Here is a 15368-nt window from a genome sequence, read left to right as displayed (position 1 = left end):
GTTTTTCAAATCAAATATGGTGAGGTTGTGAAGTTGAAGCCTGAGGCCGGTTCCAAAATCACGCCGCAGGAGAGGTGAAAAACCGCGCGTTTTTATGCGCGGGTTGTAACCCGAACGGAGGGAACCGCGCAGCGGCGGGATTTTGCGGCTATCGCTGTGGTTGATGAAACATAGTCAGCGAGCGGCAACGCGCAGTTTAAGAGCCAGGGATTCTTAAGGGTGGCGGCGATAAGCCACCCTTAAGGCCAGTGTGGGTGGCAACCCACGGTTTTGACTTTGAAGTTGAAGTTGAAGTTGAAGTTGAAGATTAAATCCTCAACTCCATCCCCACATGCGGAATCCCATCTTCATCGTAAATTTCGGTATACGCCACAAACCCCAGTCTGCCGTAGAAGCCCTGTAAATGCGCCTGAGCGGAAATCGCGACGCGCTCACCCGGCCAGTGTTTCTGGCAGGCAGCCAGTGCCTGTTCCATCAGCTGATGGCCCAGTTTCAGGCCACGGGCGGAAGGCGCGACAATCACCCGGCCGATAGCCACGTCTTCCGCATGACGTAAAATTCGTGCATAGGCGGCAGGTTTTCCCTCCAGCCAGGCGACGATATGACGGTTTTCTCCGGTCAGATCCTGCCCGTCGATATCCTGATAAATACAGGTTTGTTCCACCACAAACACTTCGCTTCGCAGTGCCAGAATGGCGTAAAGCTGCGCCGCGCTCAGTTCGCTGTGATGGTAATCCTGCCAGTGAAGTGATGATAATCCGCTCATCAATGAATGCCCTGCCTGTTTTCTGAAAGCCAAAAAAAAGAGATATTCCTGAGAATATCTCTTTTTAACACCGGTTTTACAGCTAATTGATCAGGCAGATTTTTTTAGCGGCTGGGTACGGACCGGGGCATCGCCTGCGGTGTAATACTGCGCAGTACTGCGGGGTAATGGCTGACGGCCACGAATTTTATCGGCAATCTTTTCGGCAATCATGATCGTCGTCGCATTCAGATTACCGGTAATGATCTGCGGCATGATGGACGCGTCAACGACGCGCAGCGCCTGCAATCCGTGAACACGCCCTTCTCCGTCGACCACGGCCATCTCATCAGTGCCCATTTTACACGAGCATGACGGATGGAACGCGGTTTCCGCATGCTCACGGATAAAGGCATCCAGCTCTTCGTCAGTCTGCACATTTTCGCCCGGGCTGATCTCGCGGCCACGATAAGGATCCAGCGCCGGTTGATTCATGATTTCACGTGTGATGCGGATAGCATCACGGAATTCCTGCCAGTCCTGCTCCGTCGCCATGTAATTAAACAAAATGCTCGGATGCTGGCGCGGATCTTTCGATTTCACCTGAACGCGGCCACGACTTGGGGAACGCATTGAACCGACATGCGCCTGGAAACCATGCTCTTTTACTGCGTTACTGCCGTTGTAATTAATCGCCACCGGCAGGAAGTGATACTGAATATTCGGCCAGGCAAATTCTTCACGACTGCGGATAAAACCGCCCGCTTCAAACTGATTGCTGGCACCGGTGCCGGTGCCTTTAAACAGCCATTCAGCACCAATCGCCGGTTGGTTATGCATCTGTAATGCCGGATACAAAGAGACCGGCTGCGTACAGCTGTATTGCAGGTACATTTCCAGATGATCCTGCAAATTCTCGCCGACGCCCGGCAGGTCGTGTACCAGCGGGATATTCAGACGGTTTAGCAGTTCAGCCGCACCCACACCGGAACGTTGCAGAATTTGCGGAGAGGCAATCGCGCCGCTGCACAGCAACACTTCGCGTTTCGCCTTCGCTGTTTTGGCGTTGTATTCGTCACCGTGGAAATAGCTGACACCTACCGCACGCTTGCCGTCGAACAGGATCCTGTCGGTCAGCGCGTGGGTTATGATAGTCAGATTGGCGCGCGGTTTGGCCTGATCCAGATAGCCACGGGCCGTACTCGCACGGCGGCCTTTTGGCGTTACGGTTCTGTCCATCGGGCCAAAACCTTCCTGTTTGAACCCATTCAGATCATCCGTGCGCGAATATCCCGCCTGCACACCGGCTTCTATCATCGCGCCAAACAGCGGATTATTGCCGTTTTTAGGTGTCGCCACACTCACCGGCCCTTCGCCACCGTGGAAATCATTCGGGCCAATATCGCGGGTTTCTGCTTTACGGAAATACGGCAGACAGTCCAGATAGCTCCAGTCTTCCAGACCCGGTGCTTTCGCCCAGTTATCGAAATCCATTGCGTTACCGCGGATGTAACACATGCCGTTAATCAGCGACGAACCGCCCAGACCTTTACCGCGCCCGCATTCCATGCGGCGGTGATTCATATGCGGTTCCGGGTCGGTTTCATACGCCCAGTTGTAACGGCGTCCCTGTAACGGAAACGCCAGCGCCGCAGGCATTTGCGTGCGAAAATCCAGACGATAATCCGGGCCGCCCGCTTCCAGCAGCAAAACGGTCACATTGCTGTCTTCCGTCAGACGGGTAGCAAGTACGTTGCCGGCAGAACCCGCACCGATGATGATGTAATCGTAATCCATTGAATCTCCTCTGTTGCAGCGGATCAAAATACTGAGCTGAATTCGCCCAGTTCGACCTGCACGGATTTGATTTGGGTGTAATGCTCAAGCGTGGTGAGGCCGTTTTCACGCCCGACACCGGAATGTTTGTAGCCACCGACCGGCATTTCTGCGGCGGATTCGCCCCAGGTGTTCACCCAGCAGATCCCGGCTTCAAGTTTATGAATCGCGCGATGAGCACGGTTGAGATCCTGCGTCACCAGCCCGGCGGCCAGGCCATAGTCAGTATCATTGGCACGGCGGATCACTTCTTCTTCACTTTCATAGGTCAGAATGCTCATTACCGGCCCGAAAATTTCTTCCCGGACGATCAGCATGTCATCACGACAGTCGGTAAATACTGTTGGCGCGACGTAGGCGCCTTTGGCGTATTCGCCGGTCGTGATGCGCTCACCGCCTGTCAGTAAAGTCGCCCCTTCACGCTTGCCGCTTTCGATGTAACGCAGCACTGATTCCATATGCGCGAAACTGACCAGCGGGCCGAAGTTGACGTTTTCATCGGTCGGATCGCCTGAGCGGATACGTTTCACCCGCTCCAGTACTTTGGCTTCGAACGCTTTATGCAATGCGGCGGGTACAAACACCCGGGTACCGTTGGTGCATACCTGACCGGAGCTGTAAAAATTCGCCATCATGGCAATGTCGGCGGCTTTATCGAGATCCGCATCATCAAAGATGATCAACGGCGATTTACCGCCCAGTTCCATGGTTACTTCTTTCAGTGTGGAAGCCGAGGCGCTGGCCATCACTTTCTTGCCGGTTTTAATGCCGCCGGTGAACGAGACTTTGGCAATATCCGGATGCTCCGTTAACGCCTGGCCGACACTGGCCGCACCCGTCACCACACTGAACACACCATCCGGTACACCGGCTTCGGTGTAGATTTCAGCCAGTTTCAGGGCCGTCAGTGACGTGTTTTCACTCGGTTTGAACACCATCGCGTTACCGGCTGCCAGCGCAGGGGCAGATTTCCACAAGGCAATCTGAATCGGGTAGTTCCATGCACCGATACCGGCGACCACGCCCAGCGGCTCGCGGCGGGTATAGACGAATGACGAATCACGCAGCGGAATTTGCTGCCCCTCAATTGCCGGAATTAACCCGGCGTAATACTCCAGCACATCCGCACCGGTGACGATATCCACGGCCAGTGTTTCAGAAAGCGGCTTACCGGTGTCGGCTGTTTCAATGGCCGCCAGTTCGTCGTTGCGCTCGCGCAAAATATCCACGGCGCGGCGCAGAATACGGGCGCGGCTCATGGCAGTCATCGCAGCCCAGACTTTCTGGCCTTTCTGCGCGGATCTCACGGCCAGATCGACATCCGCGTGCGTGGCGGATTGCACGGTCGCAATCACTTCGCCGTTGGCCGGATTGACTGCGTCGAAGGTTTCATCCCCGGTGCTGTCCTGAAAACGCCCGTCGATATAAAGTTTTTGCTTGCCGTAGCGGGACATATATCTCTCCTCGGTCTGTGCGGTCTGAAATTTTTCAGCCCGGTTTACTGCTCAATGGCATGCGGTGCGATCTGCGATTCAATATGGCGGTGTGTAATTTGCATCGCCTCAGCGTGGTTGAACGCTTTACCGCTGAGGGCCCCGCGCAGCCACAAGCCATCAATCAATGCAGCGGTGCTTTGCGCCGCGAGACGCGCCTCATTTTTTGGCAGAAAACGTCTGAATTCAGCACATAAATTTGAATAGAGCCGGCGGCTGTTAACCTGTTGCAGCCGGTACAACTGCGGGTGATGCATGCTGCTCGCCCAGAAGGCCAGCCAGGTTTTCATCGCCGCGCTGTTGGTCTGACTGTCATCAAAGTTGGCTTCGGCAATCGCATGCAACCGCGCCGTCGGTGCGGTATCCGTCAGTTGCGACAGCCGCAACTGTACGCCTTCCCCCAGGTGACTGAGTAAATAACGCATGGTCGCTTCCAGCAGACCGTTCTTGTCACGAAAGTAGTGACTGATGATGCCATTTGAGACGCCAGCACGGCGGGCAATTTGCGAAATCGACGCATCGTGCATCCCGACTTCGTTCACTGCGGCCAGTGTTGCCTCAATTAATTGCTGCCGCCTGATGGGCTGCATTCCTACTTTAGGCATGGTTCCGGCTCCTGAAAATGAGCGGGTTGAACGCGCTTAACAGCCTTTTTTTGCGCTCCTGCTCAACCTTGTTTCAACGCTCTGACGCCCTCTATTTAACTTTTTTTTGATTGAACGTTCAATTAAAAATGCATATATTTTATTACCAATACGTTAGTAATTTGTATGAATCCTGGAACCTTAAAGCATCCAATTTATTGAAAAATAGTGATTAATTAACATAACAGGGGAAAAGATGGCGATTGCCAATACGACAGAGAAAAAGAGCGAAAAACCGCGCGACCAGCTGAACAAGGTGGTGTTTTTCACCTCCGCCGGGCTGATTTTAGCCTTCACATTAATGACCATTTTCTTCACCGGTTTATCGGGAAAATGGATCAGCCTGACCCTTAACTGGGTGTCGGCCACCTTCGGCTGGTATTACATGCTGGCGGCTACGCTGTACATCGTGTTTGTAGTGTTCATAGCCTGTTCACGTTTTGGTTCGATCAAACTGGGCCCTGAACAATCCAAACCCGAATTCAGCATGATGAGCTGGGCCGCAATGCTGTTTGCTGCGGGTATCGGTATCGACCTGATGTTCTTTTCCGTTGCTGAACCGGTGACGCAATACATGTTGCCACCGGAAGGAAACGGGCAAACGCTGGAAGCCGCGCGACAGGCCATGACCTGGACGCTGTTCCACTACGGTCTGACCGGCTGGGCGATGTATGCGCTGATGGGGATTGCACTGGGATATTTCAGCTACCGCTATAATCTGCCGCTGACGATACGTTCGGCGCTGTACCCGATTTTCGGTAAGCGCATTAACGGCCCGATCGGCCACAGTGTGGATATCGCTGCCGTGGTCGGCACTATTTTCGGTATCGCCACGACGCTCGGCATTGGTGTGGTACAGCTTAACTATGGCCTGAAAGTGCTGTTCCACATTCCGGAAAACCTGACCGTGCAGGCCGCACTGATCCTGCTTTCTGTGATTATGGCGACGGTGTCGGTGACATCCGGTGTTAACAAAGGCATCCGTATTCTGTCGGAACTTAACGTGCTGCTGGCGCTGGGGCTGATTCTGTTTTTACTGTTCTTCGGCAATACCGAATTCCTGCTCAATGCGCTGGTGCTCAATATTGGCGATTACATCAACCGCTTTATGGGCATGACGCTTAACACCTTTGCCTTTGACCGCCCGACGGAATGGATGAACAGCTGGACGCTGTTTTTCTGGGCCTGGTGGGTAGCATGGTCGCCGTTTGTCGGCCTGTTCCTGGCGCGTATCTCACGCGGACGCACCATTCGTCAGTTCGTGCTCGGCACGCTGATCATTCCGTTCGTCTTCACCCTGCTGTGGCTGTCAATTTTCGGTAACAGTGCGCTGTATCAGATCCTGCATGGCAATCTGGATTTCGCCAACGAAGTGATTTCACACCCTGAACGCGGCGTTTACAGCCTGCTGGCGCAGTATCCGGGCTTTACGCTGAGCGCGTCCGTTGCGACCATCACCGGCCTGCTGTTTTATGTCACCTCGGCCGATTCCGGCTCGCTGGTGCTGGGTAACTTCACCTCGAAACTGGCAGACATTAACAACGATGCCCCAAACTGGCTGCGGATTTTCTGGTCTGTCACCATCGGTGTGCTGACGTTGGGGATGCTGATGACAGACGGGGTTTCCGCGCTGCAAAACACCACGGTGATTATGGGTCTGCCGTTCAGCTTTGTGATTTTCTTCATCATGGCAGGATTGTATAAATCACTGCGCCTGGAGGATTACCGCCGCGCCAGTACCCAGCAGACTCTGGCACCGCTGCCTGCCACCAGCGACGCGGCGCTGAACTGGAAGCAGCGCCTGTCACGGGTGATGAATTATCCGGGCACACGCCATACGCAGAAAATGATGGACACCGTATGTCGTCCTGCCATGCAGGAAGTGGCGCTGGAACTGGAACTGCGCGGAGCAAAAGTCACGTTTACCGAGCACGGGCCGCAGGAAGACGAGAAAATCGGGCCATTGGAATTACAGGTCGCATTGGGCGAAGAGCAGAATTTTGTCTATCAGATCTGGCCGGTACGCTATGCGGTGCCTGCCTTTACCTATCGCGCACGCGCCGGTAAATCACATTATTACCGTCTGGAAACTTTCCTCCTTGAAGGGACACAGGGCAACGACCTGATGGACTTCACCAAACATCAGGTCATCAATGACATTCTGGATCAGTACGAACGTCATCTGAACTTCCTGCATATCAACCGCGAAGCGCCGGGAAACACCCTCACCTTCCCCGAACAACCGGTCTGATACAAGCCCGTCAGAAACCCGCGCAATGCGGGTTTTTTTATACGCATTGACTCCTTTCCCCGAAGGAACGGCATTAACAGCGGCAGCCGCTCACGTTCGCGGATTGTGATTAATGTGCGTAAACCGGCTGGTTAAGCTTTTCAGCTTTGTGCACATCATGACTTTTCACCCCGGCACTGGAGAGTTTTTCTTCCGCTTCCTCAATATCTTCACTGTCGATTTCCAGTGATTCCTGATCGATTCCCTGAGCAGGGGTGAGTGCCAGTTCGACCAGGATAGGAAAGTGATCTGAGCCCATAAATTCAAGACGTTTAAGATCAACCAGTGTGAAATCTTTGCTGTGGAAAACATGATCCAACGGCCAGCGCAGGAACGGATAACTGGCGTGGAAGGTGTTGTACATGCCGCGACCGCGACGCGGATCCAGCAGGCCGCTGATTTTCATAAACAGGCGCGTGGTGCGCGACCACGCCACATCGTTCAGGTCACCGGTGACAATCGTCGGGTAAAGCGCTTTGGCGGCGGTATGACCGACGGCGATAAGCTCACCGTCACGCGACGTAGATTCATCCGCTTCGGTCGGGCTGGGCGGCATCGGATGCAGACAGTGCAAAATCACCCGCTCACCCGACGGCAGTTCAGCGCGAAAATGCATAGAAGGAATGTCATCAGCCACCAGATACTGAATCTTCGCTGCGTGCATCGGCAGGCGCGAATACACATGCATACCGTACAGATTATCAAGCGGGCAGCGCAGGCTGTGCGGATAACTGGCATCCAGTTCTGCCATCTGATCTTCCCACCACTGATCAGTTTCCAGTAGCACCAGAATATCCGGCTGATAATGCCTGACCTGCGCCAGTAATTTTTCCGGATCACGGTTAGTGGTCAGCACGTTGCTGTTCATGATCTTGATACGCGAATGGCCGTTGGGGACCGTTTTCTTCACCTGAACCGGATACAGGCGGGTATAAGGCAAAATCCACCAGCTCTGATACGCCATGCATCCCACGGTCAGGATGATAACGGTGGTGGTGATCGCATCACCGAACGGCATGATCGCCAGTTCGGTCAGCAAAAAAAACAGACACAGGGAGGCCATCTGTAACCGCGGAAAATCCCAGACCCGCACCCACCAGCGCTGATTTTTAGAAAGAGGAAGGAGCGTCAGCAAAGTCATAATGACCGTCAGTCCGCAAATGATGATTCGTAACGCTTGCATCGGTTATCAACCCTGATAAAAAAGCAAAAATAATACCCGCCATAGACGGGTATTTGTTGTTAACCGATTGTGACTGAAAAACAGGGAGATGTCGCCGCCTTCTCCCCTGATCAGAAAAAGGCGACAGATTTAGCCAGGATTATTTTGTTGCGGCGGCCTGTTCAGGCACATGGCACCAGTTATGCTGTTCGACAATCCCGCCATTTGGCGAGGTATAACCGATACAGCCCAGAATAGAGTCATACAGCTTTTCATGGAAAACAGGCGTTTTCGCGACAGCCAGTTTTTGCAGCTGTTCGAAACTGGCCTTGTTCTGATCATTGGACAGGAATTTGTCTGATGCCCAGACCATGATCGGCACGGCACGTTGCTCAGCCGGCGCATGATCACGCGGTGTACCGTGGAAGTGCATGCTTTTGGAAATCGACTCACCGTGATCGGAGGCATAGAACACAATCGCATTCTTGTCGCGCAATTGATCAAACACTTGTGACAGGAAGTAATCGGTATACAGCAGGGAATTATCGTAAGCGTTGATCATTTCCTCGGTAGAACAGGAATCATCGATGCCCATACATTCCGGCTTATATTTGGCAAAAGAACGCGGATAGCGGTCTGAATACAGGTAATGCGACCCCTTGGTATGCAGGATAATCAGGTGCTTACCTTTGGGATGATTGTTCATCGAGTCTTTCATTTCATCGATGAGCAACATGTCATCCACCGGTTTACCGGCGTTGCGTTTCTCAGAGGCAATGTTTTCACGCAGCGAATAATCATCCGCACGGGTTTTGTTATAGAACCAGGCTTCGCTCTGCATAGAATAAAGCTCTGAACTCCAGCCATTGCTTTTCAGCACGGAAAATACGTTCATTTCTTTCAGGGTACGCTGGGGTTCTTCAGAGGCCCCGCCTTCACGCACAAACATACAGCGCAGGGAAAGCTTGGTGGCGGTGTCACAGGAATAACCCTGCAGGGCGACCAGATTTTTCTCTTTGTCGAGATTGGGCGTGTTGTCACGATCGTAGCCATACAGCCCCATGTGGTCGCGGCGGGCGCTCTCACCGATCACAAACACCACATACATATCTTTGGCATCCGCTGGTGCGGTATACGTGAAGTGTTTGGCCGGATCGAACAGATTTTTGGTGTCTTCCGCCTGACTGTAGCTGCTGTAAGAATATAAACCCAGTGCTGAAAGCCAGTTGGATGGCGAATAGGTTCCGGCCACCACACCGCCGTAACTCGCCATCATGCGGTTGTTCACGATGTCGTGGCGATCCTGCACTTTGCCCATCAGTTGCAGCGGCATGTAACAAAGCAGGCCGGAGACCGCGAGCAGCAAGGTTCTGACCGCCAGTTTTTTAAGGGTTGTTTGTTTCAGTGCCGCGCCCGGCATTTTGCCCAGCCACAGCAACAGCACCGGCAACAAACTCACCAGTACTGTCCAGGCGATGAAATGTGTCCCGATGGATTCTTTCGATAAATCAATGGAATCAGACGCCAGCGCCGCCGCTAAAATTCCGTAGCCGATATCGACGTTAAACAGAATCATGTAGTAGCTGGCGGCGGCAGAAGAAATCACGATGGCGCTCATCAGCACACGGAAAACCGTTTTTCCGGTATATGACAGCAACATACACAGGAAGTAGACCAGCGCAAAACAGGCCACCATTTCAACAGCAATCGACAAGGCATTGTCATACTGCAATTGCTGATAACGACGGATAAAAATCGGAAGGTTTAGCAGAAGCCCGAGATAAAGTGCAATGAACAAAGAAATGCTCTGTTGCGAAAGTGAACGAATTTTATGCATTAGAAATAACTGGCTCTTTTGTGAGTCTGGTTGCGTCGTACTGACCGCTCGTACCGGAGGTGGGACCCCACTCCTTAGGACATTCAGACTCCGGGCTGGGCATTTTCGTTCAAACTGAATGACGAGTTCCAATGTGATAATGTAACAAACTTAACGAATTCCTTATATTTCAATAACATGAAAATGAAGGATTCCCCTCTATTTTACACAATTTTTCTCATTTATTGAGTCACTATTGAGGAAACTTATGATTGGCCCCGGGAAAAGACAGCGTGAAGCATGTTTCTCCCTGTGCTGAGCTGGTCATGCTTACACTTCCGCGATGCAATGCCATGATGGCCTGAACAATCGATAATCCAAGACCGCTGGAACTGCCGCCTTCACTGCGTGAGGCATCTGCCCGATAAAAACGATCAAAGAGTTTTGCACATTTTTCCGGCGGAACCTGATCGCCCTGACTGATCACATGAATATCCATGCCCCGGGCGTGCGGTTCAGCGCGCAGCTCAATCGGACTTCCCTCCCGGCCATAACGCACTGCATTGGCAACCAGATTGCTCAGTGCACGCTGGAACAACATGGCATCGGCATACAGCACGCCTGTACCTTTACCGTTCAGCGTCATACCGCGTTCTTCCGCCAGACCCTCAAAATATTCCTGAATACGGGTCATTTCAGAAGAAACATCAATCGTGGTGATGGTCAGGACGGAGCGCGCATCTGAAGCCCGCGCCAGAAACAGGATGTTTTCCACCATACGGGAAATACGTTCCAGCTCTTCCATATTGTTCGCCAGCAGTGTTTCATATTCTTCCACCGTGCGCGGCTGGTATAACGCCACCTGACAATGCCCCATCAGCGCCCCTACCGGCGTACGGATTTCATGCGCCAGATCGGCGGAAAATTGCGTCAGTCGCTGATACCCTCCGGCGAGCCGGTCGAGCATATCGTTGAAAGAATAAATTAATTGCTGCAATTCCTGCGGTGCATTTTCAGAAGACAGTCGCGTAGACAAACTGGCCGGATGGATCTGCGCCGCCTCATGCGCCATATTGCGCAGCGGCCGTAATCCGCGGCGGATCACCAGATAACCCAGAACGGCAATCAGCAAATAAGCGAATAGCACCGCCCCGGTAATTTCCCAACGAAAAGTCTGTAACAGATGCGACTCCTCGGTCATGAAATGCGCGCCGGTGATTTCAACCGTCCGCCCGTCCTGGATTTGTACCGCCGCACGGGCAAAGCGTACCGGCGTGCCATCCGGTGCGGTGAGGTGATGCACTGTATTCAGCGTCAGCGGATGACCGTCCGGCACGGCCACCACCGGCGGCAATTCCAGCCGGGATGGATTGACGTTGATCAGCGGCTTCTCACCGGACAAACGAAACGTCAGGATATCGCGCTCGTTACCGAGCATATTTTCAAACAGGCCGGGATTACGGCTGAGCTGCGACAGCGGAAATTCGTTGGCAAGCAGATGACGGAAATACTGAACGCGGCCGCTGACCTGATAATCTGCACGGCGTACCAGTTCTTTATCCATCGAGTAATAGAGATAAAAACCAACAGCGCTAACGACCAGTGAGGCGATCAGCGCAAACAGTAAGGTGGCGCGAAGCGTCAGCGACATGCCGCGCTCAGGGAGTGGAGTAAATTGCCGATCAGTCATGTCGCACTTCGCACACATAACCAATCCCGCGCACGGTATGGATAAGTTTCACCTCAAAGGTGCGGTCAACTTTGCCACGCAGGCGCTTAATGGCAACATCCACCACGTTGGTATCGCTGTCGAAATTCATGTCCCAGACCTGTGAGGCGATCATCGTCCGCGACAGCACTTCCCCCTCGCGACGCATCAGCAACTGCAGCAACATGAATTCCTTGTTGGTCAGCGCAATGGCCTGATCCTGACGGGTGACACGACGGCGCAACACATCAAGATTCAGGTCTGCCACCGAATAGATATCGGGTTCGCGGGTGGCCGGGCGGCGCAGTAATGTACGGATACGCAACACCAGTTCGGTGAAGGAGAACGGCTTGATGAGATAATCGTCAGCGCCCAGTTCCAGCCCGTGAATGCGATCCTGCACCTCATCGCGGGCGGTGAGAAACAGCACCGGCACGTCGCTTTTTTTGCGCAGGACTTCCATCACCTGCCAGCCGTCCAGCCCCGGCAGCATAACATCGAGGATCACCGCATCGTAACCGTCTTCCAGCGCCAGAAACAGGCCATCAGCACCGTTACGCGCCAGATCCACGCTGTAACCTGCTTCTGTCAGTCCTTTTTTCAGGTAGTCGCCTGTACTGACATCGTCTTCAATCACCAGTATTCGCATTCAGGCCCCCAGCGCCGTATGACCATTCACCTAAAGAATGATTCATCTGAAAGTTTATCAGTTTCGTCAGTCATCTTTGATGACAATTTTGTCATCAATTTGTCATCAGCCAATACCGGTTTATCGTCCACTCTTAAGGAAGTTATCCATCACTGGCAGGTTCAGTGATTCATCTAACAGAATGAAATAACGCTGGAAAATGGAGAGTTAATTATGAATGCACCAACACGTATCGCTGGTCTGTTACTGGGTTCCCTGCTGATGTGCAGCGGGATGACATCCGCTTTTGCCGCCGATAATGTGATTAAACCCACACGCGGAACCATTGATTCAGTTAATGACTCATCGGTACAAATCACCACCCGTCAGGGTGAAAAACTTGACGTTAAACTGACCGATCAGACCAAAATCAATGCCGTCACCAAAGGCAACATCAGCGATATCAAAGCGGACAGCTTTATCGGGACGGCAGCCGTTCCGCAGGCTAACGGCACGCTGAAAGCGCTGGAGGTCCACGTCTTCGCACCCAGCCTGCGCGGCAGCGGTGAAGGCTTCAATCCGTTTGAATCCGCCGATGGCAAAATCAATACCATGACCAACGGCACCGTCGGCAAGCTGGTGAACAGCAACGGCCGCACCCTGACCGTGAAATATCACGATGCTGAGAAAACTGTCGTCGTGCCTGACGATGTGCCGGTTGTTCTGCTGGCACCGGGCGACCGCAGCCTGCTGAAACCGGGCACTAAAATCGTATTGTTTGCCATGAAAGACGACAAAGGTGCGCTGGTTGCACGGGGTATTGCTGCCGGTAAAGACGGCATCGCGCCTCCGATGTAATCCGGCCAGTCAACAGGAGATTAAGCGTGAAACCTCAGCTCTCATTACCCCGAAAACGCCGGATCCATTCCTGGCCGGTTCGTATCTGTCATTGGATCAATGTGCTGGCAATGATCGGCATGGTGATGAGCGGCTGGGGGATTTATAACGCCGATCCGCTTTTCGCTTTCACTTTTCCGCAAAACACCACACTCGGCGGCTGGCTGGGCGGCAATATAGCCTGGCATCTGGCGGTGATGTGGCTGCTGGCGGCCAATGCCCTGCTCTATCTGGTGTGGGGTATTTTCAGCGATCATTTCAGGCGTGACTTTTTCCCCTTTTCGCCCCGCTCTGTCTGGCGCGATACCGTTCGTGCACTGACATTCAGGCTCCCTCACAAGCCCGGTCAGTACAACGCCGTGCAAAAGCTGATGTACAGCGGAGTTTTATTGCTGGGCGCACTGCTGGTGCTGTCGGGTTTGTCCATCTGGAAACCGGTGCAGTTCAGCGGGCTGGTCTGGCTGTTTGGCGGTTTTGATATCGCGCGTTATGTGCATTTCTTTGCGATGAGCGGCGTGCTGCTGTTTGTCATTATTCACGTACTGATGGTCCTGCTGGTGCCTGAAACCTTCGTGGCAATGCTGACCGGCGGCAAAAAAATAAGCACGGAGGACCACGCCGATGAGTGAAAAACCACAACGGCCAAAAATTATTCTTGAGCCCGATCAGCGCAAACAACTGGTCAATGTCCAGCGCCGTTTATTACTGCGGTCAGGGCTGACGCTCGGTGCCGTTTCGATGCTGACGGGCTGCAATTTGCAGGACAGTGATCAGGTCGATAAGGTGCTATGGGCAATGTCCCGCTGGAATGACCGGGTTCAAAGCTGGCTGTTCGGCGGCCAGAAACTGGCGCAAACCTACCGCGCGGATCAGATCACCACGCCATTTCGTTTCAACGCTTATTACCCCGAATACAACGTACCGGAAATCGACATCCCTAATTACCGGCTGGAGGTTTCGGGTCTGGTACAAAAGAAAGCTGCGTGGACGCTGGAACAATTACAGCGCCTGCCACAGGAAAGCCAGATCACCCGGCTGATTTGCATTGAAGGCTGGAGCGCAATTGGTCAGTGGAAAGGTGTGCCGCTGAAAACCTTCCTGCAACAGGTTGGCGCGGATCTGACGGCCAAATATGTGGGCTTCAAATGCGATGACCGCTATTATTCCAGTATCGATATGGCAACGGCGCTACATCCGCAAACCATTCTGGCGCTGGATTTTGGTGGTAAACCCTTACCGCCCGATTTCGGTTATCCGTTACGCCTGCGCATGCCCACCAAACTCGGCTTTAAAAACGCCAAGCATATCGGCGCGATTTTCGTGACCAATGAATACCCCGGCGGCTACTGGGAAGATCAGGGCTATAACTGGTACAGCGGAATTTGACAGGTATAAAAAACAGGCATAAAAAAACCGCTCAGCTGAGCGGTTTTCGTTTTCGCGGGAGGGTAACGGCAAAGCGTTACGCTGCGGCGAAGAATTAGAAGCTGTAACCCACGCCTGCGATCCAGGTACCCACATCCACACTGCGGATACGGGACTGTTCGTAGGACACGTCCAGAGCAACGTTCTGGATTGGGTTGAACTGCAGACCAGCACCGTAAGAGAAGCCGTAATCGCTGGTGTCATTTTTTTCACGGTTAGCAGTAGATGCTGCTGCTTCGTTGTACTGGAATTTACCGTAGCCAACACCCACAACACCGTAGATGGAAACCCAGTCAGCCAGACGGTAAGCAGGACCAGCAGTCAGACCGTAGTATTGTGCTTTACGGTAGTCGCCAGATGCCGGGGAGCTGTCATCTTCGATGTAAGTGAAAGAACCGATAGCGCCCAGTGGGTTGCTATCTTGTTCCCAACGGTATTTTAAGTTGAAGCCGTTTGCTTTGTTAGCAACGCCTTGTGCGTCACCCTGAGCGTAGCCAGCAGTTACGGTGCTGGTGTCAGCGAAAGCGCTGGAAGAAACGCCCAGAGCAACTACGCAAGCTAATGCGGAAAGACATGCAATTTTTTTCATAAACCACCTCAAAAAGAGAAACCAAAGTAACCTTCACGTTTGAAAATATAACAAAAACCAGTGTGAAACTCTGCCTCAATTAAGGTGTCCAAAGCATCATATGGTGTAACAGGAAGTTTCCAGTAAGTCCTATCC

The 15368-nt window shown here is 52.9% G+C and carries 13 protein-coding genes; 4 read left to right on the top strand and 9 right to left on the bottom strand.

Going from position 1 to position 15368, the window contains the following annotated elements:
- Positions 1-307 precede the first annotated feature (307 nt).
- From J1785_RS12130 to betI, 4 genes are all read right to left on the bottom strand, one after another.
- Positions 308-766 carry a GNAT family N-acetyltransferase gene (locus J1785_RS12130; RefSeq protein ID WP_129952428.1) on the bottom strand — a complete coding sequence of 153 codons (459 nt, stop codon included), beginning with the start codon at positions 764-766 and terminating at the stop codon, positions 308-310.
- A 90-nt stretch (positions 767-856) separates the two neighbouring features.
- Positions 857-2542 (bottom strand): choline dehydrogenase, encoded by a 1686-nt coding sequence (betA, locus tag J1785_RS12125; RefSeq protein ID WP_129952427.1) that lies wholly within the window; start codon positions 2540-2542, stop codon positions 857-859.
- Positions 2543-2565: 23 nt separating this feature from the next.
- Positions 2566-4035, bottom strand: a complete 1470-nt coding sequence (gene betB / locus J1785_RS12120; RefSeq protein WP_217139062.1) for a betaine-aldehyde dehydrogenase — start codon at positions 4033-4035, stop codon at positions 2566-2568.
- A gap of 44 nt (positions 4036-4079) precedes the next feature.
- A complete protein-coding gene (betI, locus tag J1785_RS12115; RefSeq protein ID WP_129952425.1) occupies positions 4080-4679 on the bottom strand; it encodes a transcriptional regulator BetI in 600 nt (199 codons plus the stop codon).
- A 235-nt stretch (positions 4680-4914) separates the two neighbouring features.
- On the opposite strand from betI, the gene J1785_RS12110 reads away from it, so the two are divergent.
- Positions 4915-6969, top strand: coding sequence for a choline transporter (locus J1785_RS12110; protein WP_129952424.1), 2055 nt, complete (start codon positions 4915-4917; stop codon positions 6967-6969).
- 109 nt (positions 6970-7078) lie between these two features.
- On the opposite strand, the gene J1785_RS12105 is transcribed toward J1785_RS12110, so the two are convergent.
- The 4 genes from J1785_RS12105 to J1785_RS12090 form a co-directional block, all read right to left on the bottom strand.
- Positions 7079-8191: an endonuclease/exonuclease/phosphatase family protein gene (locus J1785_RS12105; protein WP_129991245.1), complete on the bottom strand. Its 1113-nt coding sequence runs from the start codon at positions 8189-8191 to the stop codon at positions 7079-7081.
- Between the two features lie 139 nt (positions 8192-8330).
- The gene (eptB, locus tag J1785_RS12100) at positions 8331-10007 is read right to left on the bottom strand and encodes a kdo(2)-lipid A phosphoethanolamine 7''-transferase (protein WP_217219486.1); all 1677 of its coding nucleotides are present in this window, start codon (positions 10005-10007) and stop codon (positions 8331-8333) included.
- Positions 10008-10239: 232 nt separating this feature from the next.
- On the bottom strand, positions 10240-11676 hold the full coding sequence (locus tag J1785_RS12095) for a heavy metal sensor histidine kinase (protein WP_129991246.1): 1437 nt from the start codon (positions 11674-11676) through the stop codon (positions 10240-10242).
- Complete coding sequence (locus J1785_RS12090; RefSeq protein WP_129991247.1) at positions 11669-12343, bottom strand: heavy metal response regulator transcription factor; 675 nt, start codon at positions 12341-12343, stop codon at positions 11669-11671. The genes J1785_RS12095 and J1785_RS12090 overlap by 8 nt, the downstream gene beginning before the upstream one ends.
- Before the next feature lie 213 nt (positions 12344-12556).
- Between J1785_RS12090 and J1785_RS12085 the strand changes: the two genes are divergently transcribed.
- Genes J1785_RS12085 through J1785_RS12075 form a run of 3 tightly spaced genes read left to right on the top strand, consistent with a single transcriptional unit; the run spans position 12557 to position 14605 of the window.
- The gene (locus tag J1785_RS12085; protein ID WP_129952419.1) at positions 12557-13180 is read left to right on the top strand and encodes a hypothetical protein; all 624 of its coding nucleotides are present in this window, start codon (positions 12557-12559) and stop codon (positions 13178-13180) included.
- Positions 13181-13206: 26 nt separating this feature from the next.
- A complete protein-coding gene (locus J1785_RS12080) occupies positions 13207-13848 on the top strand; it encodes a cytochrome b/b6 domain-containing protein (protein WP_217139058.1) in 642 nt (213 codons plus the stop codon).
- On the top strand, positions 13841-14605 hold the full coding sequence (locus J1785_RS12075; protein WP_217219485.1) for a molybdopterin-dependent oxidoreductase: 765 nt from the start codon (positions 13841-13843) through the stop codon (positions 14603-14605). The genes J1785_RS12080 and J1785_RS12075 overlap by 8 nt, the downstream gene beginning before the upstream one ends.
- 94 nt (positions 14606-14699) lie before the next feature.
- On the opposite strand, the gene ompX is transcribed toward J1785_RS12075, so the two are convergent.
- Positions 14700-15233: an outer membrane protein OmpX gene (ompX, locus tag J1785_RS12070; protein ID WP_013574702.1), complete on the bottom strand. Its 534-nt coding sequence runs from the start codon at positions 15231-15233 to the stop codon at positions 14700-14702.
- Between the last annotated feature and the right edge of the window lie 135 nt (positions 15234-15368).

It is taken from the genome of Rahnella perminowiae, assembly GCF_019049755.1.
In the GTDB taxonomy this organism is placed as follows: domain Bacteria; phylum Pseudomonadota; class Gammaproteobacteria; order Enterobacterales; family Enterobacteriaceae; genus Rahnella; species Rahnella perminowiae.
Note: the sequence above shows the minus strand (reverse complement) of the source record. Positions and strands in the feature narration are given on the sequence as shown.